This is a genomic window from Streptomyces tubercidicus, assembly GCF_027497495.1.
In the GTDB taxonomy this organism is placed as follows: Bacteria; Actinomycetota; Actinomycetes; order Streptomycetales; family Streptomycetaceae; genus Streptomyces; species Streptomyces tubercidicus.
The window spans coordinates 4,195,120-4,218,130 of sequence record NZ_CP114205.1 but is presented as its reverse complement, the minus strand read 5'-3'; the positions used below and the strand labels follow the sequence as shown (position 1 = coordinate 4,218,130).

Here is a 23,011-nt window from a genome sequence, read left to right as displayed (position 1 = left end):
TGTCCGTTCCGGGCCTCCGCCGCTGTCCCGTTACGGGTCTCCGCCGCGGACGGCCCCGTATCCCCCGGGGGCGTTCCGTACCACCATTGTGGGCGCGGACGGGCGGCGGCGCGCGCCCGCCGCGACACCCCGGGCAGGCAGGCCGGTCAGGCGTTCTCCTTGCCGCCCAGGGTCTCGCGCTGCATCAGCCGGCCGATGTCCTTCCCGGTGACGATCCCCACAAGATGCCCGGCGTCCACGACGAGGATGCGGGGGCCGGTCCGCAGACTCAGCTTGTCCAGCGCCTCGGTCAGCAGATCGTCCGGTGCGGCGACCGCGCACTGGGAAAGCGGGATCGCGACCTCCCGTACCCGCAGTGTCTCCCGGTCGGCGGCCGGTACCGACGCGAGCCGTCGCAGCTGCACGACGCCGCTGGGGCGGCCCTCGAAGTCGAGCAGCGGCAGCGCGGAGTATGCGGAGTGCACGGCCACCTCGTCGATGAAGCGCTGGACGGTCAGCCAGTCGGCGCCGGTGGCCACCGGACCGGACATCGCCTCACCGACCCGGAGCCCCCGCAGGGACCGGTGCAGGGCCGCGCGGCGCCGCTCCGCGCCGGCGACCACCATGATGAAGAGGCCGATGAAGACGATCCACAGTCCGCCCGGCGTCCCGCGCAGTACGGAGATCCAGCCCGCGGCCACCAGGAGCAGCCCCATGATCTGGCCGCCCCGGGACGCCGCCAGATCCGCCCGCTCCCGGTCCCCCGTGCGCCACCACAGCACCGCCTGCACCACCCGTCCGCCGTCCAGCGGTACCGCGGGCAGCAGATTGAACACGCCCAGGAACAGATTCGCCCAGCCGAGCCAGGCCAGGACGACCGAGGGCACCGCCCAGCCGGACAGCCCGTGCAGCCCGATCCCCGCCCCCAGCGCGATACCGCCGATGACCAGGCTGATCAGTGGCCCGCTGACCGCCACCGCGAAGGCCGCCGCCGCGGTCTGCGGCCGCCCCATCCGGGTGGTCCCGCCCAGCGCCCACAGCGTCACGTCCTGCACCGAGATCTTCTTCCGCAGGGCGGTCGCGGCGTGGGCCGTCTCGTGCAGCAGCAGGCTGCCCATGAGCAGCGCGGCCCCCACGACCCCGGCGACGGCGTACACGGTGTCCGAACGGCCCGGCGTCCAGACAGGCAGGCCCTGCCGGCCGAGTCCGTACGCGAACAGGCCCACCAGCAGCGGCACGCTCCAGTGCATACGCAGCGGTACCCCGACCACATGTCCGACGCGGACCGACCCGTTCATCGTCGTCTCCTGCCGGCCCGGTGCCCGGATCTCCGGGCAGGTCTCGCCGACCCGCGCTCCGTGAACCGGACGCCCGGCACCCACCACAATTGTCGCTCGCGGAACCTAGGCTGGAAGAACGGACCGGCCGCCGCGAGGCAAGGACGGCGCCGCCGGTCGTGACCGACGAACTGCCGGAGGTGCCTCATGGGGCACAGACACCACTTCCATCTGGATCAGGGTGACCACTCGATCACGGTGAACGTCGGACCCGGCCGGTCCGGGGAGATCGAGCTGCTGGTCGACGGCAAGGTGGTCGCGTACCAGAAGGAACACCGCGCCGGTATGAACGTGCTGACCGGCGAACTCCCCGAAGAGCCCGCCCACCCCTTCCGGGTCCTGCTGCGCCAGCCGCATCTCGTCCCCTCCATGCCGCGGTGCACGCTGGAGCTGGACGGGGTGGCGCAGCCCATGCCGGAGCGGCTCGTGCTCTGAGCCCCGGTGTGGCAGCCGTCTGACGACCGGCCGGCGAGCGGCCCCGCGCGGGTTGGGCCACCCGGCTGATTGTGTCCGCCGGGGGTTTCGCACACCGCGGGTTGAACGCGGACACGGGCCGACCGCGGCAGCACGATACGTCTGGCACCCGTAGGACGAAGAGGCGAGGAGCGACGTGAGAAGAATTGCGCAGGCGGGCAGCATCGTCGGGGCGTGCGGGCTGGTGCTGCTCGGCAGCGGCATCGCCCAGGCCCAGGTGATCCCGAGCGATTCCCTGCTCGCGGCCGCCGTGGGTGCCGATGTCGGCACGGTGGCCGGCATGGTCTCCGGGGTGGTCTGCAACAACCGCCTGGCCGACTTCAACTACAAGTCACCGGTCTTCAGGTCGCCGCACCCCTGCATCAACGGCGCGGTACACAGCGGAAACAGCATGAACAGCGGCAACTTCAACAACCACGGCAACCCGAACAACAGCGGCAACATCGCCAACACCAACGGGTCGACCAACAGCGGCAACTCCGCGACCGGTGCCTCCTCTGGGAGCAGCAACAGCGTGCAGCACATCCTGGGACGTCTCCTCCACTGAGCGGCCCCTGATACAAGGCCCGACCCCTGATACGGCTACGGCCCGCGCCCCTCTTCGGCAGCCCTTCCCCGAGCGCCCGGCGGATCCCGCCGGGCGCTTGTCGTGTGCCCGAAACCATGCGGCGCCCCGGCCCGGACATGCCTCCGGCCCCGGAGTACACCGGGGCCGGAGAGATGGGTCGGGATCAGGACCGGATCGGGATCAGGACCGGATCAGGACCGGATCAGGATCGGGATCGGGATCGGGTCACAGCCTCTGCGAACCGTTACGGCCGATGTGCTGGAAGTCGTTGCTGGTCTTGTTCTCGGCTCCGGTCGTGCCACCGGCATCGTCGTTGGTGTTGCCGTTGACGTTGGTCGGGCTGCCGCTGTCCGTGTTGTTCCCGGACAGGTGCACGTTCTGCGAGTTCCGGACGTTTCCGCTGTTCAGCGGGCCGTTGATGCAGATTCGGGCCCGGTTACGGCAGCTGAATCCGGCGTGGAAGCTGGCAATCGTGTCGCTGTTCCACACACCGTCCCCGTCGAACGGCCCGTCCCATGCCTGTGCGGGCGACGCCCCTCCGACGGCCAGGAGCAAACCGCAAGCCCCTGCCACCACAATGTTGATGCGTGCCATGTTTTTCACTGTGTGCTCCTGCACCTCGCGGTTGGTACCCCGCGGTCTTGCTACCGGCCACGCCCCCATCCACCAAGCCTGAGCAACGGCCCGTCCCGCGCATTCACCCGCACCGATCAGCGAATTCACCGTGACGGCCCTCCGGAGCACCCCCCGACAGCGGAGTCAGTCCGGCGCCGCCCCCTCAGGACCGCAGTCGCAGCCGCTGCCCCGGGTAGATGTGGTCCGGTCCCTGGTCGAGAGAGTGCTTGTTCAGGTCGTACAGGGCCTTGGTGCCGCCCGGGGTGTGGTGGCGTTCCGCGATGACGGAGAGGCAGTCGCCGGGCTGCACCACATAGGTGCGGGCGGTGGTGCGGCCGTGAGAGGTGAGGCTGCGGGTGCGGGGTGCCGCTTGCGGTGCCGGATCGGCCGACGGGGTCTGCTCCATGGCACGGGAGCTGCTGTCGCCGTTGTCGGTGGTCCGGGCGCAGTTGGGCCAGGCGGACAGCCCGCGGTCGCGGACGATGCGCTCGCCGATGGCGATCTGCTCGTCGCGGGTGGCGAGGTCGGCGCGCGGCGCGTAGCGACGGCCTCCGTAAGCGCGCCAGGTGGCGGGGTCGATCTGCAGTCCGCCGTGGTAGCCGTTACCGGTGTTGATGTGCCAGCGGCCGTTGCTCTCGCAGGCGGCGATGCGCTCCCAGTCCGGTGCCGGGCCCCCCGGCGGGGCGGCCGCCGCGGCCCCCGCGCCGCCCAGCACACTCAGCACGACCAGCAGCACGGACAGGAGCGTTTCGACGGACCGTTTGGCGAGGGGCGACGGCATGACGGCAATCCTCCGCAGTGCTCCGGCAACGCCGTGACGCGGTACTCGCCACGACCGGTGGGCACGCACCAACTAACCCGGCAATATGGTTTTTGCCGTGTCCGGGACCCGCGACATGCGGAGGTTTCACCCGGCTGGCCCCAGAATTCCTGCGGGAAACGGCAATTACCCGGCCGAATAAGAGAAAGACGGGGTGAGCGCGAGGGATTCCGGGACGGCGACGGCGCACTCATACGCGGCGGAGAACGCGAAGTTCCGTCCCGAGAACAGGACTTCGGCGCCGTGGAAACCCGGGACGCGGACCGTTCCGTGGTCGCCGTGGAACCCCGCCTCGATACGCTCCGGCGCGAGGGACAGTCCACAGCCGACCGCCTGTAGGGCGGCATCCTTACGTACCCAGAAACGGGTGACGAGGCGGTCGCGTGCGGCGGCGGGGCGCAGCCGACGGCGGGCCGCGCCGTCGAGGGTGCCCCGGGAATAGCCGTTGAGTCCCGGACAGCGCACCAGGCCGCGCAGCACGGGACAGCCCAAAGCATGCAGTCCCCCGGAGCCTTCGGGTCATCCCTCCTGCCGATGTGCGGCTACATACTTCGATGTACGGCGGACCGGCCCGAATTCGGGCGCAGGGCCAGGAGGACAGGTGATACGCCGTCGTACTGTCCTGGTGTGTGGTTCCGTCCCTTCACCAATACACCTGTGCGCGGCCTCCCCTTGCCGCTCCGTGACCTGAGACTGGCAGTGGGCTTCCTCGCCGGCTGTCTGATCCTCTACGTCCTGGGCGGGCCACGGGTCATGGGCGGCAATCTCCCCGCCTGGCAGGCCGTGCTGCCGGTGCTCGTGCTGTGCGGCGCGACGGCCTTCCGCAGCACCATGCCGCTGACCGCGGTCGCCGTCGGCACGCTCACCGTCGGCGTGCAGATAGCCGCCGGGGGTGGCCTGGGCCCCCTCCTCGTCCCTCTCCTCGTCTATACGGACCTGCTGTATGCCGCCGCCCTGTACGGCGCCCCATGGCTGTGCCAGGTCCTCCAGTTCGGCACCATCGCGGCCACCCTGGCGACCACCGTCGTCCTGGTCCTCATCCGCGACCGCTCCGAGGGCGTGACGGTCGGTGTCCTCGTCGCGCTGGTGCTCGTCTCTCCCGTATGGACCGCGGTGCTGATCCGGAACCACAAGGAGCGGGCAGATGCCGAGCGGCAGCGGGCCGCCCAGATCGACCGGCTGGCGGAGCTGGACCGCAAGACCGTGCTGCAGACCGAGCGCACCCGTATGGCTCGTGAGCTGCACGATCTGGTGGCCAACCATCTCAGTGCGATCGCCATTCACTCCAGCGCCGTGCTCTCCCTGACCGAGGCTCAGCGGGAGAAGGACGGTACGGCCGCCGACGATCCGGTGCGGGAGGCGCTCTCGGTGATCCGGGAGAACAGCGTCCAGGGACTGGCCGAAATGCGCCGCATGGTGGTGCTGTTGCGGTCAGACCGGGGGGAGGCCGACGACTGGGACCGGCCGCAGCTGAACGCGCTGGCGGCGCTGGTCGAACAGGCCCGCCCGGCCGCCGACGCGGCGGCCCTGACCCTGCACACCGACATCCCCGAGACCTTCCCCGAAGTGTCGTCGGTGATCGAGGTGACGGCGTACCGGATCGTCCAGGAGGCGCTGACCAATGTCCTCAAGCACGCGTCGGCGGGGCAGGTGCGGATCCACTGCGAGACCGGCCCCGAGCAGCTGACCATCTCGGTCGACAGCCCACTGGCCCGCCCCGACGGCCGCGCCCGGCAGCGCCCCGTGGCGCGGCTGACGACCGGTGCGGGCGCCGGGCTCGCCGGGATGTCCGAACGGGCCGCCCTGGTCGGCGGCACTTTCGACGCGGGCCCCGACGCCCGCGCCCCGGGTCGGTGGCGGGTGCGGGCGGTGCTTCCGCTGTCCCAGGACCCCTAGCTGGTGGAGCGGCCCCGACCGGCCCCTGATTTTCTCCCGGCCTCTCCTATTCGTCCTCTAGCCGCCCCTGCCCCGGGCCGGGAGTACATAGAAAGTGACAGATGACGGGCGGAAAGTGCCTACCTGCGGATGATCCGAATGTGCCGGACGGGCGGAATCCTGGTCCCTGCAAGGAGTTCGACACCATCACACGGGACGAGGGAAACACATGAAGGGTATTGGCTTAGGCGTTGTCCTGGCGATTGCAGGTCTGGCCCTCTGGCTGACCACGGAGGAAGTGGAGTCATCGGTCATCTCGCTCCACAAGGCCGGGCTGATACTGGCGATCGTCGGCGCCGCCGAGGCATTGTTCGCCCTGCTGGGGATCGGAAAGAAGAAGGCAAAGAAATAGCGCGGCTGCCGCATATGGCGTGGAGGCAGGAAGGCGGGGGCGGCGAGGCGCGGAATACGGAAAGATTCCGCGCGGCGGCGCCGTTGGCCCGGAGGGCGTCAGACCCGCTTTTCGATGAGCTCCATCAGCCGTTCCCGGGCCCGCTCCGCGTGCCGGTATGCCTGGGCCCGCCGGAAGAGATCTGCGGAATAGCGGAAGTATCCGGCGGACCGGTCCGGTGCTTTCGGAAGGCGCTGCGGCTCCCGATATCTCCGCCACCTCGGCCCCGAGACGTTCCGCCAGGATCGTGAGCACCCGCCCACTGGGAATACGCTTACCGTGCTCCACCCCCGGTTTTCGAACGGTGGATGACCCCGGGCGGCTGCTTCATATCGCCGAGTCACAATAAGTGCTCGGACATTACCAAGCAGTCAAGAGGAAGTCGACCAATATGCGGATTCTTCCACCGGCCTTGGCCGGGCACACCGAGGGCATTTAGACGGGATGCGCTATGCGGACACCAGCCGTAAGGGCCGGGCGAACCGCACCGAAAAGCGGGTCACCCGGTGCAGATGTACCGCACGGTCGCCGGGGCCCGCAGGGGCACTCATCGGCGTGACACCGCTGCCCGGAGACACATCACGGGCTCGCGGAGGTACGTATCGGGGCATGGGCGGCGCCGCCCGGCCCGCGGCCACCCCGGCTCACCGCTGCGGGCGCACCCGAGGGCCGGGGGCCCGGTCGGGGGCGGAGCGGTAGAACTCCGGGGGGGATGAGGGGTGGTTCAGGTCTGTGGTCGTGCGATGTCTCGGGCTGTCACATCTCAGGCTGGCACCGCTGCTCTCGCTGCGGCTCTCGCTGTGCCGGGTCGCCCGTTTCTACGGGTCGTCGTCCGCCCCGGCGCCTTCAGGTCGTTCGCCCCTGCGTACGTTTCACGTGGAACGTGTCGACTTCTGCTCGGCCTCTGGCCGCTGGCCTCTGGCCTCTGTCGCTACGTCAGTTTCTGGTGAAGCACCGCTGCATGCCGCTGCGATGGCTCATCTCTCCGTGCCGCTGTCTCTCCGTGCTGCCACGCGGTCTCCATGCGCTGCCGCATGGCTCACCTCGGCATGCACTGCCGCTCGGTTTCGACGACTCAGACGAAGCGAGCGGTGTGCGCACGGTTGCGGGCCGCCGGGATGACGGCGGAGCGTGCGTCCGCAGAGCATGCGTCCGTGGAGCGCGCGTCCGCGGTGGCACGGTCGGCGTCCGGCGTGGTCCCGGCCGGGGCGGTGTGCTCAGCGGACGTCAGCGACTCGGTACCGGAGGCGAGACGGCTGCGCATGCCCGGCGAGGTGCCATGCGCTTCGGCTCTGATGCGCTGCTTGATCGTCGGCGGCAGCTCCGGGCGGGCGAACCCCCGCCGGGCGGGACCGGCTTGGCCGTACAGCGGTACGGTGCGCGGCGCGGGTACGGCATGGGTCCGCCGTTCCGGATGAGGCTCCGGCACGGCGTCGCGTTCCGCCTCCGGGACGTCGCCGCCCGAGGTCTTGCCGCCCGCGTTCCCGTTGCCCAGGGTCCGCTCGTACAGTGCCGCGTCCCGGCGCGCGGCCGACGCCGCCGCGGAGACACCCAGCGATGCCAGCAGCTTGCCGAGCACGACAAGGCACACCGCCCAGAACTTCATGACCTTGGTCGCAGCCATGGCCCCTCACTTTCGATCGGGATCTCCCCGAGAGATCCGTTGCGTCTACTTCTGTTGCGCTTCCTCTGTTGCTTCGCTTCAGCTGCGCCGCTTCCCGGTGCACCACTTGGATGGCGTCGCTTCTGTTGCGTTTTCTTATGATGAGTACGTAATGGGCGGATTCACGGACCGACGCCCCCGGAGCGGCGTTCTTCTGATGAACACCACCCGTACGCAGTAGCCGAGACCGTCAGGGGACGACAGCCGGAGGGCGAACGGTGTTCTCGCCCGCGCGAACGGCACTCTCGCGCGCGGTCGCGCCGTACACCTCGGCCGACCATGGCGGTTTCACGTGAAACAGCCCCAGATCAGGGTGAGTTGGCGAGTCGCGGGGCGGTTGCGCGCTCGCCGTACCTCCTCGCTCAGGCGGGGGTCGGCTCCCCCGTGCGGGCCATCTCCGCCATCATGCGGACGGCCTCGGGCTCGGGAGTGCTGGGCGGGATGATCAGCAGGTCCCAGCGGCCGTTGCCGGCGGAGACCAAGCAAATGGTGTCCGGGCCGGGGCGGCCGGTGGTTCTGCGGAGGCGGACGACATGGCCGGCGACGAGCGTGTGGGAGGGGAGGGCGCACCAGGCCGCGCCGTTGACGGTGGCATGGGTGATCCGGGGCCAGTCGAAGGGCAACGCGGTCAGCAGCTCCGGGAGTTCGGTCAGCAGATCGGTCGAGTGCGGCCACCAGAGACCGTCCAGGCGCCTGGTCGTATCGGTGTGGGGGGCGATGGTCAGGCGGGCAACGGGGGGTGGCGCGTGGTGCGGGGTGTCGGCGGGATGGGGTGGGTCCCCGGCGGTGGTCATGCGGTGCTCCTGAGGCGGCGGGCCGCCACCCGGTCGGGGTCGGGCCAGCGCACATCCCGGACCCAGCCGAGGCGCTCGAAGAGCCGGATGACGGCGGCGGATATATCGAGCTGGCCACGGTCGACCCCGTGCCGGGCGCAGGTCGGGTCGGCGTGGTGCAGGTTGTGCCAGCTCTCGCCGAACGACAGCAGGGCCAGCGGCCACAGATTGGTCGCCCGGTCATGGCGCCGGGTGCGGAACGGCCGCTCGCCGATGACATGGCAGAGCGAATTGACGCTCCAGGTGACGTGGTGCAGCAGCGCGATACGGATGAACCCCGCCCACAGCAGAGCGGTCAGCGCGGTGACCCAGGAGCCGCCGAGCGCCCAGCCCAGCGCGAACGGCAGGCCGAGCGTGAGCAGACACAGCAGGGGAAAGGCCCGGTCCACCGCGCGGATCCCCGGGTCGGCGAGCAGATCGGGCGCGAAGCGGCGGTGCGAGGTGGGGTCGTCGCCGAACAGCCAGCCGATGTGCGAGTGGACCAGACCGCGCAACTGACCGCGCAGGCTGGTGCCGTAGCGGTAGGGCGAGTGCGGATCGCCGGGGCGATCGGTATAGGCGTGGTGGCGGCGGTGCGTGGCGACCCAGTCGATGACATCGCCCTGGAAGCTGAGCGAGCCGGCGACGGCGAGCGCAATACGCAGGGCGGGGGCGGCCGTATAGCTGCCGTGGGTGAGGCCGCGGTGGAAGCCGATGGTGACGCCCAGACCGCTGATGACGTAGAAGACGGCCAGCAGGACGAGGTCGGTGAGGTGGACGACGCTGCCCCAGAGGAGGGGGATCCCGACGGCCAGGCCGACGAACGGGGCGACGACGATGATGCCGGTCACGGTGACATACATCCGCCGACCGCTGCTCGGCGGGGATTCGGTGCCGCCGTCAGGGAAGGGGGAACTCCCGTCGTAGTCGTGGGCCGACGGGGCGGTGCGGCCGCTGCGGGCGGTGGACGTCACAGGTCGTTTCCCGCCTTGCCGGAGGGCGGCGGTGGGCCGGCCACCGGTGTTTCGGAGCCGGCCTCGTCATGCGGCCGCTTGTGCATCCGCTGCCGTACGGACTGCTTCCAGTCCGCGTACCGGTGGGTGGGCATCCGCCCGGTCCCCTGGGCATTGACCCGGGCGATGAAGAGGGCCCCCAGCGCCACCAGCGCCAGCAGCACGACCACGGTCCACAGAGTCTGCATGGTCCTCACCTCACTCGGACGGGCCGCAGCTGCGACGCGTCCGGTGTTGTGGTCCCCGAGTCCCTTGGTGTCTTCACGGTACCCCGCACCGGCCCGGCAAATCCCCTTATAGCCGGTGATAGCAGGGTGCTCCGCGTCGAGAGAGCCACGGCCAGGCACGTTCTACAAGGTTGTAGACGCCCCCTCGTCATGGCCATGCGACGGGCGGCCCGGCAAGGGAGCCGGAGAGGGGCGGCGGCGCCGAGGCGGCCGCCCTCCCCCGCCCGAAGGGCGCGTCTCAGACGTTGACGCCGAAGTCCGCCGCGATGCCGGCCAGCCCGGACGCATAGCCCTGGCCCACCGCACGGAACTTCCACTCCGCGCCGTGCCGGTAGAGCTCGCCGAAGACCATCGCGGTCTCGGCCGAGGCGTCCTCGCTCAGGTCGTAACGCGCCAGCTCCGCCCCGTCCGCCTGGTTGACGACGCGGATGAACGCATTGCGGACCTGGCCGAAACTCTGCCCCCGGCTCTCCGCCTCATGAATGGAGACCGGAAAGACGATCTTTGCGATCTCGGCGGGCACTCCCGACAGCGTGACGTCGATGGACTCATCGTCCCCCTCGCCCTCGCCGGTCAGGTTGTCGCCGGTGTGCTGCACCGAGCCGTCGGGGCTGGTGAGGTTGTTGTAGAAGACGAAGTGCGCGTCCGAGGCGACCTTGCCCGCCTCGGTGCACAGCAGCGCGCTGGCGTCCAGGTCGTAGTCCGTGCCCGTGGTCGTGCGGACGTCCCAGCCGAGGCCGACGGTGACCGCGGTCAGTCCGGGTGCTTCCTTCGACAAGGAGACGTTGCCGCCCTTGCCCAGCGAGACTCCCATGGCTTCCCTCCAGGTGTTGCCTGCGTTCCGGGTGAGCCTCAAAATCTACAGGAGTGTAGAAGTATGGCGGCGGGTATCGACGGCATGGACTCCGGGCTGGACGAACCACCGTCCGGATTCGGCCACTCAGTAAGATGCCGGGACGTCCCGGCCGACGGGGCACCCGGTGCGACGGGAGGCGACGACAGTGGGCGGGAAGTCCTTCGGCAGACCCTTCGGGAAGGCGCCGGGCGACAGCGGAACCCCTGGAGCGGGGGGATACGGCGGCTCCGGACGGGCGCGCACCCGCCGCCGCGGACAGGGCCAGCTGGAGGCCCAGGTGCTGGCCGCGCTACACGAGGCGGCGGGCCCGGCCACCGCCGCCTGGGTACAGGAGCGGCTCGGCGGCGACCTCGCGTACACAACCGTGATGACCATCCTGTCCCGGCTGCACGCCAAGCAGGCCGTCACCCGTGAGCGGTCCGGCCGCGCCTATGTCTGGATCCCGGCCGCCGACGAGGCCGGTCTGGCGGCGCTGCGGATGCGCCGCGTACTGGACGGCGAACCGGACCGGGACGCCGTACTGACCAGCTTTGTCTCCGCGCTCTCCGCACAGGACGAGCAGCTGCTGCGCACGCTCCTCGACCGTGCCACGGCCGAGGACCCCGCCGCGGCGGACGACCCCTCGGACGAAGCACGCGGAGGCTGACCGGTGGGCGTCTTCGTGTTCCTGCCGCTGGTCCTGCCGCTCACCGCGCTGCCGATCGCCCGGCTCGCGGAACAGCACCTCCACCCGCGCACCACCACCCGGCTGCTGACCCTGCTCGCCGCGGTCCTCGGCCTGTGCAGCACCCTCTGCCTCGTACTGCTGATGGTCGTCGGCACCGCCCAACTGCCCGGCAATCCGCTGCCCGACGGCTGGTCGGACCCCCAGGTGCGGGCCGCCGTCCCGTATGCCGAGGTCGCCGGTGCCGCCGCCATCCCGGCGCTGGCCGCGGCGCTCACCGTCTGCGGCACCGCGCTGCGCCGGTACGGCCGGGTCCGGACCCGCGCCCACCGTGCGCTGGAGGCACTGCCGGCGGGCGCCGATCCCGCGGTGCTGCCGGACGACGAGCCGTACGCCTACGCCGTGCCCGGCACCCCCGCCCGTCCCGGACGCCGGGCCCGGCCCGGCCGGATCGCGGTCTCCCGCGGCATGCTGCGCAGCCTGGACGGGGATGAGCGGCGCGCCCTGTTCGCCCATGAGCGGGCACATCTGAGCTGCCGTCATCACCGCTCGCTGCTCGTCGTACGCCTGGCCGGCTGCGTCAACCCGCTGCTGCTGCCGCTGCGTTCCGCGGTCGCCTTCGCCACCGAGCGCTGGGCGGACGAGGAGGCGGCGCGGGCGGTCGGCGACCGGCGGCTGACCGCCCGCGCCGTGGGCCGGGCGGCGCTGGTCGGACGGCCCGCGCCGGCCAAGGGGATGGCGCAGTTCGCCTCGCCCGAACCGGGGCCGGTGCCACGCCGGGTGGCGGCGCTGCTCGCCCCCGTGCCGCCGGTCCGCCCGTGGCCGCCGGCGCTGACCCCGGCGGGCCTGGCGGCGCTGGTCGCCGCGGCGGGCACGGCCGCCTCCGCACTCTCCGCGCTCAACGCAGCGGTTGCGCTGCTCGTCGTTCTGAAGGCGGCAACGCCGCTCTGAGTGCACACTGATCCCTGACCTCCCCGGGCCGGACACGGCCCACCGGGCCGCGCACGCTCCACAACAGACAACTTCTACGACGCTGTAAAACGTGCCGGTAGAGTGCGCGCACATGTACAACAGGCGTGGCCGGAGGGGGAGATGGCGACGAGGTGTGGACTCCTGACCTGGGACTGCCCGCCTCCAGAAGCGGAGGTGCGATGGGTCTATCAGCCGGTGGAGGTCCAATACCCGGACGGCAGATGGACGTTGGGCCGGATCAGCGCCTGGTGGACGGACGCCGCGGGCGAGCTGTGGTGCCGGCTGCGCACCCTGCCCGGCGCTTGTCCGCAGTGGCGGCGTTACGACCCCGAGTCCATCCTGCTGCTGCCGAGTGCCGGTATCTGACCCGGCGCGCCCTGCCGAGGCCGCCGGTCACACCGGCCGCTGCGGCCGGGTGCGAGTCCGGGGCCGGGGCCGGGGTCACCTCCTCGCCCGTATCGCACCGCCCGCATCACCAGCATCAGAAGGACCAGAGGGACCAGAAGGGCCACCGGCGTGCATGACAGGCAGACGCACCAGCAGACGGCCCGACGGGGCGCCGACGGCGCATCCGGCACGTCCGGCAGCGGCTCGCGCCGTAAACCCTCCGGATCCGGCCGTCGCCGCGGGGAGGGCTCCCGTAGGGCAGGCGGGACGGGCGCGCTGCGGATGACCCGCCGGGGCCGCATCGTCGCCTGGACCGGCGGCGTGCTCGGCGTCCTGCTGCTCGCCACGGCCGGCGTCGGTGCGTGGGTCTACCAGAAGCTGGACGGCAACATCCGCGGCGTGGACATCGGCCTCGACGGCGACCGCCCGGCCAACCTCAGCCCCGGCTCCAAGAATGTCCTGGTCGTCGGCTCCGACAGCCGTGCCGGCGCCAACGCCAAATACGGCAAGAACCTGACGACCATGCAGTCGGACACGCTGATGGTGCTGCATATCGCCGCCAACCGTAAGTGGGCCACCGCGGTGTCCTTCCCCCGGGACTCCTGGGTGCAGATCCCCGCCTGCGTCCGCGGCAACGGCTCGAAATCGTCACCGCACCACTTCAAGATCAACGAAGCGTTCTCGATCGGCGGTGACTCCGGCGACATCCGCAAGGCCGCGGCCTGCACCATCAAGACCGTCGAGAAGAACACCGGGCTGCGTATCGACCACTTCACCTCGGTCGACTTCCAGGGCTTCAAGGGGATGGTCAACGCGCTGGGCGGCATAGAGGTCTGCCCCAAGTACGCCATCCACGACAAGAAGGCCCACCTCGACATGGAAGCGGGCTGCCAGACCGTCCGGGACGAGAAGGCGCTCGGCTACGTCCGCACCCGTTACAGCGTCGGCGACGGCTCCGACCTCGGCCGGATCGGCCGCCAGCAGGAGTTCATGAAGGCGCTGTCCGAGAAGGCCCAGTCGAAGCTCACCAGCCCCGGTGAGCTATACGACTTCCTGGAGTCGGCCACCAAGTCCATCACCACCGACAAATCCCTGGCCGGGATCAAACCGCTGTACGACCTGGCCGCGACCGTCCAGGAAGTCCCCAGCAAGCGCCTCACCTTCCTGACCGTCCCCAACTACTCGCGCGAGGCCGACGTCCCCACCGACAAGGCCAATGTCGTGTGGCAGTACCCACAGGCCGGCGGGCTGTTCAGCGATCTCGCGCACGACCGGGAGGTCGGCGCCGCCGCGAAGAAGAAGTTCGCCGAGGACGCCAAGAACCCGGTGACCGCCCGTTCCGTGCGGGTCCGGGTGCTCAACGGGACCGGCGTCCCGGGCCGGGCGGCGGCCGTCGCCGAGCAGCTGCGCAAGCTCGGCTTCTCGGTCATCGCCACCGGCAACTCCCCGGCGGCGGACAAGACCACGCTCACCTACCCGGCCGCGCTCAAGGCACAGAGCGCCGTGCTCACCGGCCGCCTCCCCGGCACCAAGGCGACGGAGTCGGCCGACGCGGCACCGGGCGCGCTGACGCTGACGGTCGGGCCGGACTTCGCGGCGGACAAGCCCTAGGGAGACGGGCTTCGCGGCGGGCAGGTGATGAGGGAGACCGACTGGGGCCTTCCTCATCACCTGCCGCGCGGACGTCCTCCACCGCTAACGCCTGCCGCCCGGCTGCCGGGAGCGGTGGCGCATCACCGCTTCGGTGTTCCCGCAGCGTGCCGTGCAGTACCGCCGCCGCCCGTTCCTGGACGTGTCCACATAGGCGCGGGCGCACTCGGCGCGCAGGCACCGTCCGAGCCGTGCTCCCCCTTCCCAACACAGGACGAAGGCGAGGCCACCGGCGGTGACCGCCTTGACCCTGGACAACACGTCGGCCGAGTCCGGTACGAAGTGGAGGTGGGGCTGGAGGCCGTCATGGGTGGTCACCCAGGGGCGCAGGGTCGCCGCCACCAGCAGGGCGTTCACGGCCGAGCACTGCTCGTCGGCATCCGTGGAACCGAAGACGCGGGCCAGTTGATCCCGCCAGCCGCGGAAGCCGTCCACGTCGGCGTCGACGACTGCCGGGCGACGTATCTGGTGTGCCTCCAGCAGGCTCTGCACACTTGCCGCGCTCATCTCGGGCAGGTTTATCAGATCGGCCGACAGCACGGCCCCGAGACGGCCGTAGTCGTTCTGCTTCACGTGACCTTCTCGGGCGTTACGGAACCCCACCGTCCGCGGTGTGGCGCTCTTCCCCCGGGCTCACCCGGATCAGCTCGATGTCCGAGCGGGCGATGAGCCATCCACGGGTGTGGCACCACAGGTACCGCACCATTCCCTCGGACGTGAAGTGTTCCGATATCGGTCGGCAGGATTCGGAGGAGAGGCCGCATTCGGGACACCACCACGGTTCACACTGCACATCTGGGAGTCGTGCCATGTCCGCCAGCGTGCGGTCATGGGTCAAATACATTCAACCATTACACGAGCGGCGGGCTCAGGCGCTGCCGGCAGGGGGTGCGTCACCGGGTGCGTCACGGCATGCCGACGGGACGCCAGACGGCGTCCGGTGCGTCGGCGGCCTCAGGCGCGCAGGCGTTCCACCGGCCGGGCCGTGTGCACCTCGATGTCGTGCGCGGCGCGCTGGAGCAGCTGATGGCTGAGGTCGGACATCGCCCGCGCCACCGCCAGCTCGTCGCCGATGGCCGGGACGTTCTGATCGGCGGGATTGCAGCGGGCCGCTCCCTGGCCGACCATCTGCCCGCCCTCCTTGCCACGCAGCCTGGCCTCGGCCCGGACCTCGCTGTCGGTCTCGGTGATGCTGATCTCGGCGTTCCATGTCTTCGTGGCAGTCACCGGAAGCCTCCTCGTCCACCCCATGAGCAGCACAGGAACCTCCCCCACGAAAATCCTCGCACCGGCGTCCGCGGGCCGCACCTGGGGATCACCACACCCTGATCCGGGGGTTTTCCTCATGGTGCGGCCGTGATCGCCGCCATAGCCTCGTCATAGCGGGGGGAGCCGGCGGGGCATGGGCCCTCACCCCGCCAACTACCGACCTTTTCCGGGGGAATTCATGCGTATGCGGGTCCACTTCATCGGCGTCGTCGCGTTAACCGGCATCGGGGCGTGCGCCCTCAGTTCCTGTGGACTGCTGCCCGGGAAGACCTTCCAGGACGATGCCACGGTCTCGAAGAAGATCACGTCCGTGCGGCTGGACAGCGGCTCGGGCGGCCTCACGGTGCATGGCGGAAAGGACGGCGGCGCGGTATCGGTCCACCGCGCGGTCTCGTACCACGGTGACCGGCCCCGGGGCGCCACCCACCGCGTCAAGGACGGTGTGCTGGTGCTCTCCGGCTGCGGCAGTAACTGCACCGTGGACTACACGATCGAGCTGCCGGCCGGCGTCCCGGTGAGCGGCGAGACCTCGTCCGGGGCGGTGGAGCTGGCCAAGGTGGGCCCGGTGAAGATGACGACCAGCTCAGGGGACATCCAGCTGGACGGGGTGACCGGCGCGGTCGATGCCCGGACCACCAACGGCCGGATCACCGGACGCGGTCTGTCGGGCGCGAAGATCGCGGCCGAGACCTCCAACGGGGCGATCGACCTCACCCCCGCCACCGCACAGAACGTCCGGGCGAAGACGTCCAACGGCGCCATCACACTGAAGCTGCCCAAGGGCGCGTACCGCGTCGACGCCGACACCGGCAACGGGGAGGAGCACATAGGCATCGCCCAGGACCCGGCGGCGCGCTTCCGCCTGGAGCTGTCCACCAGCAACGGCGACATCACCGCAAACGCCGCCTGACGGAGCCGGCGGCCAGGTGCGACGGCCGGCCACCACCCCGGTCCGACGGCCGGCCGCCTCCCCGGTCAGCGGCCGAGCCTCGGCCGGGGCGGGCCACGGCCGGCCCGCCCCGCGACGGGTCAGTCCTCGCCCTCCAGCTCCCCTTCGGTCTCCAGGAAAGCCTGCCGCAGCGCCGCCAGCGTCTCGGTGTCCGGCTTCTCCCACATGCCGCGGGATTCCGCCTCCAGAAGACGTTCGGCGATCCCGTGCAGGGCCCAGGGGTTGGCCTCCTCCAGGAAGGCCCGGTTCTCGGGGTCCAGGACGTAGGTCTGGGCGAGCTTGTCGTACATCCAGTCGGCGACCACACCCGTGGTGGCGTCGTAGCCGAACAAGTAGTCCACGGTGGCGGCGAGTTCAAAGGCGCCCTTGTAACCGTGGCGGCGCATCGCCTCGATCCAGCGGGGGTTGACGACCCGGGCGCGGAAGACCCGGGAGGTCTCCTCCACCAGGGTGCGGGTGCGGACCGTCTCCGGGCGGGTGGAGTCACCGATGTACGCCTCGGGGGCCTTGCCCTTGAGCGCCTTGACGGTGGCGACCATGCCGCCGTGGTACTGGAAGTAGTCGTCGGAGTCCGCGATGTCGTGCTCGCGGGTGTCGGTGTTCTTGGCGGCGACCGCGATGCGCTTGTAGGCGGTCTCCATCTCGTCCCGGGCCGGGCGGCCTTCGAGACCGCGGCCGTAGGCGTAGCCGCCCCAGACGGTGTAGACCTCGGCGAGGTCGGCGTCGGTGCGCCAGTCGCGGGAGTCGATCAGCTGGAGCAGGCCCGCACCGTACGTCCCCGGGCGGGAGCCGAAGATGCGCGTGGTGGCGCGGCGCTCGTCGCCGTGGTCGGCGAGGTCGGCCTGGGTGTGGGCGCGGACGTAGTTCTCCTCGGCCGGCTCGTCCAGTCCGGCGGCGAGCCGTACGGCGTCGTCGAGCAGGCCGATGACGTGCGGGAAGGCGTCCCGGAAGAAGCCGGAGATGCGCAGGGTGACATCGACACGGGGGCGGCCGAGCTCGGCGAGGGGGATCGGCTCCAGCCCGTTGACCCGGCGCGAGGCGTCGTCCCATACGGGGCGGACACCCAGCAGCGCCAGTGCCTCGGCCACATCGTCACCGGACGTCCGCATCGCGCTGGTGCCCCACAGCGACAGACCGACCGACTGCGGCCAGTCGCCGTTGTCGTCGCGGTAGCGCGCCAGCAGGGAGTCGGCGAGGGCCTGGCCGGTCTCCCAGGCGAGGCGGGAGGGCACGGCCTTGGGGTCGACGGAGTAGAAGTTCCGGCCCGTCGGCAGCACGTTGACCAGGCCGCGGAGCGGGGAGCCGGAGGGACCGGCCGGGACGAAGCCGCCGTTGAGGGCGTGCACGGCGTGGTCGATCTCGTCCGTGGTGGCGGCGAGGCGCGGCACGACCTGACGGGCGGCGAAGTCGAGGATGTCGGCGACCGCGGCCGGGTGCCCCTCGGCGGTCTTGGCCACCGCCGCCGGGTCCCAGTCCGCGTCCTCCATCGCCTGGACCAGGGCGCGGGCCGTGGCCTCGGCCTCGTCGGCGGTCGTCCGGGTCGCCGCGGACTCGTCCAGCCCGAGCGCCTCACGCAGACCGGGCAGGGCGGAGGTGCCGCCCCAGATCTGACGGGCGCGCAGGATGGAGAGCACGAGGTTGACCCGTGCCTCGCCGGCCGGCGCGCCGCCCAGCACATGCAGTCCGTCGCGGATCTGGGCGTCCTTGACCTCGCACAGCCAGCCGTCGACATGCAGCAGGAAGTCGTCGAAACCGTCGTCGTCCGGGCGTTCGTCCAGACCCAGGTCGTGGTCGAGCTTGGCGGCCTGGATCAGCGTCCAGATCTGGGCGCGGATCGCGGGCAGCTTGGCCGGGTCCATGGCGGAGATCGCCGCGTACTCGTCGAGCAGCTGCTCCAGGCGCGCGATATCGCCGTAGGACTCGGCGCGGGCCATCGGCGGGACGAGGTGGTCGACGAGGGTGGCGTGGACCCGGCGCTTGGCCTGGGTGCCCTCGCCGGGGTCGTTGACCAGGAAGGGGTAGATGAGCGGCAGGTCACCGAGGGCGGCGTCCGGGCCACAGGCCGCGGACAGGCCCGCGTTCTTGCCGGGCAGCCACTCCAGGTTGCCGTGCTTGCCCAGGTGGACCATGGCGTCCGCGCCGAAACCGCCGTCGGCGGCGGAGGCCGCGATCCAGCGGTAGGCCGCCAAGTAGTGGTGCGAGGGCGGCAGATCGGGGTCGTGGTAGATCGCGATCGGGTTCTCACCGAAGCCGCGCGGCGGCTGGATGAGGATCAGGAGATTGCCGCGGCGCAGCGCGGCCAGCACGATGTCGCCGTCGGGGTTCCGGCTGCGGTCGACGAACATCTCGCCGGGCGGCGGCCCCCAGTGCTCCTCGACGGAGTCCCGGAGTTCCTGCGGCAGCGTGGCGTACCAGCGCTTGTAGTCGGCGGCCGGGATACGGACCGGGTTGCGGGCGAGCTGTTCCTCGGTGAGCCACTCCTGGTCGTGGCCGCCGGCCTCGATGAGGGCGTAGATCAGCTCGTCACCGTCGCCGGACTCCAGGCCCGGGACCGGCTCGGCGGTCTCGTCTCCGAAGTCGTAACCGTCCGCCCGGAGACGGCGCAGCAGGGCCACGGCGCTGGCCGGGGTGTCCAGGCCGACCGCGTTGCCGATACGGGAGTGCTTGGTCGGGTAGGCGGACAGCACCAGCGCGAGGCGCTTCTCCGCGGCCGGGATGTGGCGCAGCCGGGCGTGCCGGACGGCGATCCCGGCGACCCGTGCGGCGCGCTCGGGGTCGGCCACGTAGACCGGCAGACCATCCTCGTCGACCTCCTTGAAGGAGAACGGGACGGTGATCAGCCGGCCGTCGAACTCGGGGACCGCGATCTGCGAGGCGGCGTCCAGCGGCGACAGCCCCTCGTCGTTCTCCTCCCAGGCGCTGCGCGGCCCGGTCAGGCACAGGGCCTGCAGGATCGGCACGTCCAGTGCGGCCAGCGCGCCCGCGTCCCAGGACTCGTCGTCACCGCCGGCGGAGGCCTCGGCGGGCTTGCTGCCGCCCGCCGCGAGGACCGTGGTGACCAGGGCGTCGGCGCTGCCCAGCGCCTCGATCAACTCCGGCTCGGGGGCGCGGAGGGAGGCGACGAACAGCGGCCGGGCGCGTCCGCCCGCCGCCTCGATCTGCTCGCACAGGGTCCGTACGAAGGCGGTGTTGCCGCTCATGTGGTGGGCGCGGTAGTAGAGCACGGCGACCAGCGGGCCGCTCTCGTTGCGGCCGGTCCAGTCCAGCGGGCCCCAGGAGGGGGCGGGCTCCGGCGGCTCGAAGCCATGGCCGGTCAGCAGCACCGTGTCGGAGAGGAAGCGGGCGAGCTGGTCGAGGTTGGCGGGACCGCCGTGCGCGAGATAGGCGTGCGCCTCGGCCGCGATGCCGACCGGGACGGTCGACTGCTCCATGAGCTGGGCGTCGGGGGCCTGTTCACCGGTGAGCACGACGACCGGCCGGTGCTGGTCCTCGGCCAGCAGCACCTCCAGGCCCTCTTCCCAGGCGCGGATGCCGCCGAGGAGGCGGACGACGACGAGGTCGGTGCCCTCCAGCAGCGCGGGGAGTTCGGCGACGTCGAGACGGGCGGGGTTGGCGAGCCGGTACGGCACGGGGCCCGTGGCCGCGCGGGCGCTGAGCAGGTCGGTATCGGAGGTCGACAGCAGCAGAAGCATGGGAGCGCAGGCCTTCCTCGGGGTATCCGCGCCCCGGGTGGTCGTATGGACGGCGGGAGTTCCTGGCTCACCCGGCAGCTGCCGGGTTCACAGTGGCGGGACCGCGCCGGATTCGCACCGGGCTTCCTCCCTGGGGCCCTAAGACCCTGCGCCGTCGCTGGCGTCCGGTGGGCCAGCCGACCCACCGACCTGCATAGTAAGGGCCTGCGGCCGGGCAAGGTAAGCGGGCCTCCGGACCGGCCGCAGCGGGACGGGGGCGCACGCCTCCGTGCCCGGATCCGGGCCGGGACGGTGGCCGGATCCGGCCCGGATGACCCACCCGCCCCCGTGGGTATGCTCGCGCCCATGCCGCCCTCCCCCTCACCACGGCCCCACGGGACCGAACCGCCCATACGGGACCGCGGTGACGCCTGCCCGGGAGCGCTGCGGCTGCACTCCGCCGCGGACGGCCACCTCGCCCGAGTGCGGCTGCCCGCCGGGGACTTGACGGTGCGTCAGGCGGAGGCGCTGGCCGATGCCGCGGACCGGCTCGGCGACGGCCATCTCTCGCTCACCTCCCGCGGCAACGCGGAACTCCGCGGCCTCCCGGACGGCTGCGGCGCCCAGCTCGCCGCCCTGCTGCGCGACGCCGGTCTGCTCCCCTCCGAGCGCCACGAACGCATCCGCAACATCCTCGCTTCCCCCCTGGCCGGACTGGACCGACACACCCCCGCTGACGTGCGGTTGTGGGCCCGTGCCCTGGACCAACTGCTCTGCGCAAGCAACTCCGCGACCGCCCTCTCGGGCCGCTTCCTCTTCGTCCTGGACGACGGGCGGGGCGATGTGGCGACGCTCGGGGGCGATGTGAGCTTGGTCGCAGAGGGGGGCTGGGGGCTGTCGGGCTCCGGGTGCCCGGACGGGGCCGGGGGCAGCGCCCTGCTGCGGGTCGGCGACGATCCGGCGGCGCTGCGGATTGCCGGGCCGGACGTCCCGCGCGCAGCGCTCGCCGCAGCCGAGGCCTTCCTGGCGGCCGCCGAGGCGAGCGGCAGCGGCGCCTGGCGGGTACGTGAACTCCCCGACGGGTATGGCCTGACGGCCCGGGTCGTCGCGGAGCGACTGCACGCGGCGGGCATGGGGGCCGCGTATGTGGCTGGGACCGCGTATGTGGCTGGGGCCGCGGGCGAGGCGGCGCAGGTGGCGACGGCCTCCGCGCCGTACACCGCCCCCGCGCCCTACGCCGACTCCTCCGCCCCCGGTGTCATCGAGGGCGCCGACGGCGAGCGTGCGCTGTCCGTTCTTGCGCAGTTGGGGCGGCTGTCGGTTGCCCAGTGGCGGCTGCTGACCGGCGTCGCCGACGCGGACGGTGTGGGTGCGCTGCGCCTCACGCCTTGGCGCGGCATCGTCATCCCGGGGCTGTCCGCCGATACGGCCGACGCCCGCCTGCGTGAACTGTCCGACGCCGGGCTGATCACCGACCCGGACTCCCCCTGGCACCGCATCGGCGCCTGCACCGGCCGCCCCGGCTGCGCCAAGTCCCGTACCGACGTGCGGGCCGACGCGACGGCCTCGGTCAGGGCGGGCACCCCCGTACCCGTGGCCGTCCCTGTCGACGGCCCGGTCCCGGTGCCCGGCCCCGACGGCATACCCGACCCCGACGACGACCCCGTCCCGGTCCCGGACCCCGCCCCCGTCCCCGGCGAGGGCGTCCCGAGCCTCGCCCCCGGCGCACCGAGGCCGGACAAGCCCGCCCTCCGTCACCTCCCCGTCTACTGGTCCGGCTGCGAGCGCCGCTGTGGCCACCCGCACGGCGCCTGGGTCGATGTGCTGGCGACAGCGGACGGCTACCGGGTATCGGTCGTACGGCCGGAGAGCCCACCCGCCGCGCCGCCCGCACCGGCAACACCCGCCACAGCCACATCCCGCGCCTCATGAAGCACATCCGCCTCGCAGCCCCACGCACCACGACATGAACCGCCCCGATCCGCAGCCCCACGCACCACGACATGAACCACCCCGATCCGCAGCACCATGCACCACCACATGAACCACCCCGGCCCTCCAGCACCACGCCCCACCCCATGAACCACCCCCAGAACCGCCCCGTCCCCGACAACCCCGAGGCCATAGTGACCGCGTTCGACTACGAGAAGGACGGTGCGGCGATTTACCGCCAGTCCTTTGCCACCATCCGCGCCGAGGCGGACCTCGCCGGCCTGCCCGCCGATGTCAGCCGGGTCGCGGTCCGGATGATCCACGCCTGCGGCATGGTCGACCTGGTACGGGATCTGGCCTTCACCCCCCAGGTGGTGGCCCGCGCCCGCGAGGCGCTGCGCGCCGGGGCACCGATCCTCTGCGACGCCAACATGGTGGCCAGCGGCGTCACCCGGAAGCGGCTGCCGGCCGACAACGAGGTGCTGTGCACCCTCGCCGATCCGTCGGTGCCGGACCTGGCCGCCCGGATGGGGACGACCCGCAGCGCCGCCGCCCTGGAGCTGTGGCGGGACCGGATGGAAGGCGCCGTGGTCGCGTTCGGCAACGCCCCCACCGCCCTCTTCCGGTTCCTCGAAATGATCCAGGAAGGCGCGCCCCGCCCCGCCGCCGTCATCGGCATACCCGTCGGCTTCATCGGCGCCGCGGAGTCGAAGGACGCGCTGATCGACCACCCGTCACAGCTGGACCACATCGTCGTGCGCGGGCGCCGGGGCGGCAGCGCCATGGCCGCCGCCGCGATCAACGCCCTGGCAAGCGAGGAAGAGTAA

Annotated in this window: 23 protein-coding genes and 1 riboswitch; of the genes, 11 read left to right on the top strand and 12 right to left on the bottom strand. The window is 71.5% G+C overall.

Annotated elements, in window-relative coordinates; all coding sequences use genetic code 11:
- Positions 1–146: 146 nt before the first annotated feature.
- Complete coding sequence (locus STRTU_RS18340) at positions 147–1,277, bottom strand: site-2 protease family protein (RefSeq protein ID WP_159744630.1); 1,131 nt, start codon at positions 1,275–1,277, stop codon at positions 147–149.
- Between the two features lie 186 nt (positions 1,278–1,463).
- On the opposite strand from STRTU_RS18340, the gene STRTU_RS18335 reads away from it, so the two are divergent.
- Positions 1,464–1,751, top strand: a complete 288-nt coding sequence (locus STRTU_RS18335) for a hypothetical protein (protein WP_159744629.1) — start codon at positions 1,464–1,466, stop codon at positions 1,749–1,751.
- A gap of 175 nt (positions 1,752–1,926) precedes the next feature.
- Positions 1,927–2,337: a hypothetical protein gene (locus STRTU_RS18330; RefSeq protein WP_167539171.1), complete on the top strand. Its 411-nt coding sequence runs from the start codon at positions 1,927–1,929 to the stop codon at positions 2,335–2,337.
- A 246-nt stretch (positions 2,338–2,583) separates the two neighbouring features.
- On the opposite strand, the gene STRTU_RS18325 is transcribed toward STRTU_RS18330, so the two are convergent.
- From STRTU_RS18325 to STRTU_RS18315, 3 genes are all read right to left on the bottom strand, one after another.
- The gene (locus STRTU_RS18325; RefSeq protein WP_159747047.1) at positions 2,584–2,961 is read right to left on the bottom strand and encodes a hypothetical protein; all 378 of its coding nucleotides are present in this window, start codon (positions 2,959–2,961) and stop codon (positions 2,584–2,586) included.
- A 175-nt stretch (positions 2,962–3,136) separates the two neighbouring features.
- Positions 3,137–3,754, bottom strand: coding sequence for a LysM peptidoglycan-binding domain-containing protein (locus STRTU_RS18320; protein WP_159744628.1), 618 nt, complete (start codon positions 3,752–3,754; stop codon positions 3,137–3,139).
- Between the two features lie 165 nt (positions 3,755–3,919).
- Positions 3,920–4,285: a hypothetical protein gene (locus tag STRTU_RS18315; protein WP_159744627.1), complete on the bottom strand. Its 366-nt coding sequence runs from the start codon at positions 4,283–4,285 to the stop codon at positions 3,920–3,922.
- 207 nt (positions 4,286–4,492) lie between these two features.
- Here STRTU_RS18315 and STRTU_RS18310 point away from each other — a divergent pair, with 207 nt between their 5' ends.
- Complete coding sequence (locus tag STRTU_RS18310; protein ID WP_218039311.1) at positions 4,493–5,689, top strand: sensor histidine kinase; 1,197 nt, start codon at positions 4,493–4,495, stop codon at positions 5,687–5,689.
- A 208-nt stretch (positions 5,690–5,897) separates the two neighbouring features.
- Entirely contained in the window at positions 5,898–6,080 is a 183-nt protein-coding gene (locus STRTU_RS18305) for a DUF5708 family protein (RefSeq protein ID WP_159744626.1), read from the top strand.
- A gap of 1,114 nt (positions 6,081–7,194) precedes the next feature.
- Here the strand turns inward: STRTU_RS18305 and STRTU_RS18300 are convergent.
- The 5 genes from STRTU_RS18300 to STRTU_RS18280 form a co-directional block, all read right to left on the bottom strand.
- Entirely contained in the window at positions 7,195–7,743 is a 549-nt protein-coding gene (locus STRTU_RS18300) for a DUF6344 domain-containing protein (RefSeq protein ID WP_159744625.1), read from the bottom strand.
- Positions 7,744–8,144: 401 nt separating this feature from the next.
- Positions 8,145–8,576 carry a DUF5994 family protein gene (locus STRTU_RS18295; protein ID WP_159744624.1) on the bottom strand — a complete coding sequence of 144 codons (432 nt, stop codon included), beginning with the start codon at positions 8,574–8,576 and terminating at the stop codon, positions 8,145–8,147.
- On the bottom strand, positions 8,573–9,568 hold the full coding sequence (locus STRTU_RS18290) for an acyl-CoA desaturase (protein WP_159744623.1): 996 nt from the start codon (positions 9,566–9,568) through the stop codon (positions 8,573–8,575). Before STRTU_RS18290 ends, STRTU_RS18295 begins: the two co-directional genes overlap by 4 nt.
- Positions 9,565–9,795, bottom strand: coding sequence for a hypothetical protein (locus STRTU_RS18285; RefSeq protein ID WP_246240707.1), 231 nt, complete (start codon positions 9,793–9,795; stop codon positions 9,565–9,567). Before STRTU_RS18285 ends, STRTU_RS18290 begins: the two co-directional genes overlap by 4 nt.
- A gap of 277 nt (positions 9,796–10,072) precedes the next feature.
- Positions 10,073–10,648, bottom strand: coding sequence for a TerD family protein (locus STRTU_RS18280; protein WP_159744621.1), 576 nt, complete (start codon positions 10,646–10,648; stop codon positions 10,073–10,075).
- 307 nt (positions 10,649–10,955) lie between these two features.
- On the opposite strand from STRTU_RS18280, the gene STRTU_RS18275 reads away from it, so the two are divergent.
- The 4 genes from STRTU_RS18275 to STRTU_RS18260 all read left to right on the top strand — a co-directional run bounded on the left by STRTU_RS18275 (position 10,956) and on the right by STRTU_RS18260 (position 14,324).
- Entirely contained in the window at positions 10,956–11,336 is a 381-nt protein-coding gene (locus tag STRTU_RS18275; RefSeq protein WP_159747045.1) for a BlaI/MecI/CopY family transcriptional regulator, read from the top strand.
- A gap of 3 nt (positions 11,337–11,339) precedes the next feature.
- Positions 11,340–12,305, top strand: coding sequence for a M56 family metallopeptidase (locus STRTU_RS18270; protein WP_159744620.1), 966 nt, complete (start codon positions 11,340–11,342; stop codon positions 12,303–12,305).
- A 195-nt stretch (positions 12,306–12,500) separates the two neighbouring features.
- Complete coding sequence (locus STRTU_RS18265) at positions 12,501–12,692, top strand: hypothetical protein (RefSeq protein WP_159744619.1); 192 nt, start codon at positions 12,501–12,503, stop codon at positions 12,690–12,692.
- A 303-nt stretch (positions 12,693–12,995) separates the two neighbouring features.
- Complete coding sequence (locus STRTU_RS18260) at positions 12,996–14,324, top strand: LCP family protein (protein WP_159747044.1); 1,329 nt, start codon at positions 12,996–12,998, stop codon at positions 14,322–14,324.
- 84 nt (positions 14,325–14,408) lie between these two features.
- Here STRTU_RS18260 and STRTU_RS18255 read toward each other — a convergent pair whose 3' ends face one another.
- Both STRTU_RS18255 and STRTU_RS18250 read right to left on the bottom strand, forming a co-directional pair.
- Complete coding sequence (locus STRTU_RS18255) at positions 14,409–14,936, bottom strand: CGNR zinc finger domain-containing protein (RefSeq protein WP_159744618.1); 528 nt, start codon at positions 14,934–14,936, stop codon at positions 14,409–14,411.
- A 381-nt stretch (positions 14,937–15,317) separates the two neighbouring features.
- Entirely contained in the window at positions 15,318–15,590 is a 273-nt protein-coding gene (locus STRTU_RS18250) for a DUF1876 domain-containing protein (protein WP_174878890.1), read from the bottom strand.
- A gap of 220 nt (positions 15,591–15,810) precedes the next feature.
- Between STRTU_RS18250 and STRTU_RS18245 the strand changes: the two genes are divergently transcribed.
- The gene (locus tag STRTU_RS18245; protein WP_159744617.1) at positions 15,811–16,542 is read left to right on the top strand and encodes a DUF4097 family beta strand repeat-containing protein; all 732 of its coding nucleotides are present in this window, start codon (positions 15,811–15,813) and stop codon (positions 16,540–16,542) included.
- 119 nt (positions 16,543–16,661) lie between these two features.
- Here STRTU_RS18245 and cobN read toward each other — a convergent pair whose 3' ends face one another.
- Entirely contained in the window at positions 16,662–20,273 is a 3,612-nt protein-coding gene (cobN, locus tag STRTU_RS18240; RefSeq protein WP_159744616.1) for a cobaltochelatase subunit CobN, read from the bottom strand.
- A gap of 34 nt (positions 20,274–20,307) precedes the next feature.
- Positions 20,308–20,469, bottom strand: a riboswitch (cobalamin riboswitch).
- 149 nt (positions 20,470–20,618) lie between these two features.
- On the opposite strand from cobN, the gene STRTU_RS18235 reads away from it, so the two are divergent.
- Both STRTU_RS18235 and STRTU_RS18230 read left to right on the top strand, forming a co-directional pair.
- Positions 20,619–22,184 carry a cobalamin biosynthesis protein CobG gene (locus STRTU_RS18235; RefSeq protein ID WP_371873619.1) on the top strand — a complete coding sequence of 522 codons (1,566 nt, stop codon included), beginning with the start codon at positions 20,619–20,621 and terminating at the stop codon, positions 22,182–22,184.
- Between the two features lie 146 nt (positions 22,185–22,330).
- Complete coding sequence (locus STRTU_RS18230; RefSeq protein ID WP_159744615.1) at positions 22,331–23,011, top strand: precorrin-8X methylmutase; 681 nt, start codon at positions 22,331–22,333, stop codon at positions 23,009–23,011.

Excerpts from the sequence above, each read along its gene's own strand:
- STRTU_RS18320 (WP_159744628.1), bottom strand. The coding sequence starts at position 3,754 with ATGCCGTCGCCCCTCGCCAAACGGTCCGTCGAAACGCTCCTGTCCGTG.
- STRTU_RS18335 (WP_159744629.1), top strand. The coding sequence starts at position 1,464 with ATGGGGCACAGACACCACTTCCATCTGGATCAGGGTGACCACTCGATC.
- STRTU_RS18235 (WP_371873619.1), top strand. The coding sequence starts at position 20,619 with ATGCCGCCCTCCCCCTCACCACGGCCCCACGGGACCGAACCGCCCATA.
- STRTU_RS18300 (WP_159744625.1), bottom strand. The coding sequence starts at position 7,743 with ATGGCTGCGACCAAGGTCATGAAGTTCTGGGCGGTGTGCCTTGTCGTG.
- STRTU_RS18280 (WP_159744621.1), bottom strand. The coding sequence starts at position 10,648 with ATGGGAGTCTCGCTGGGCAAGGGCGGCAACGTCTCCTTGTCGAAGGAA.
- STRTU_RS18245 (WP_159744617.1), top strand. The coding sequence starts at position 15,811 with ATGCGTATGCGGGTCCACTTCATCGGCGTCGTCGCGTTAACCGGCATC.
- STRTU_RS18230 (WP_159744615.1), top strand. The coding sequence starts at position 22,331 with ATGAACCACCCCCAGAACCGCCCCGTCCCCGACAACCCCGAGGCCATA.
- STRTU_RS18260 (WP_159747044.1), top strand. The coding sequence starts at position 12,996 with ATGACCCGCCGGGGCCGCATCGTCGCCTGGACCGGCGGCGTGCTCGGC.
- STRTU_RS18285 (WP_246240707.1), bottom strand. The coding sequence starts at position 9,795 with ATGCAGACTCTGTGGACCGTGGTCGTGCTGCTGGCGCTGGTGGCGCTG.
- STRTU_RS18340 (WP_159744630.1), bottom strand. The coding sequence starts at position 1,277 with ATGAACGGGTCGGTCCGCGTCGGACATGTGGTCGGGGTACCGCTGCGT.
- cobN (WP_159744616.1), bottom strand. The coding sequence starts at position 20,273 with ATGCTTCTGCTGCTGTCGACCTCCGATACCGACCTGCTCAGCGCCCGC.
- STRTU_RS18295 (WP_159744624.1), bottom strand. The coding sequence starts at position 8,576 with ATGACCACCGCCGGGGACCCACCCCATCCCGCCGACACCCCGCACCAC.
- STRTU_RS18305 (WP_159744626.1), top strand. The coding sequence starts at position 5,898 with ATGAAGGGTATTGGCTTAGGCGTTGTCCTGGCGATTGCAGGTCTGGCC.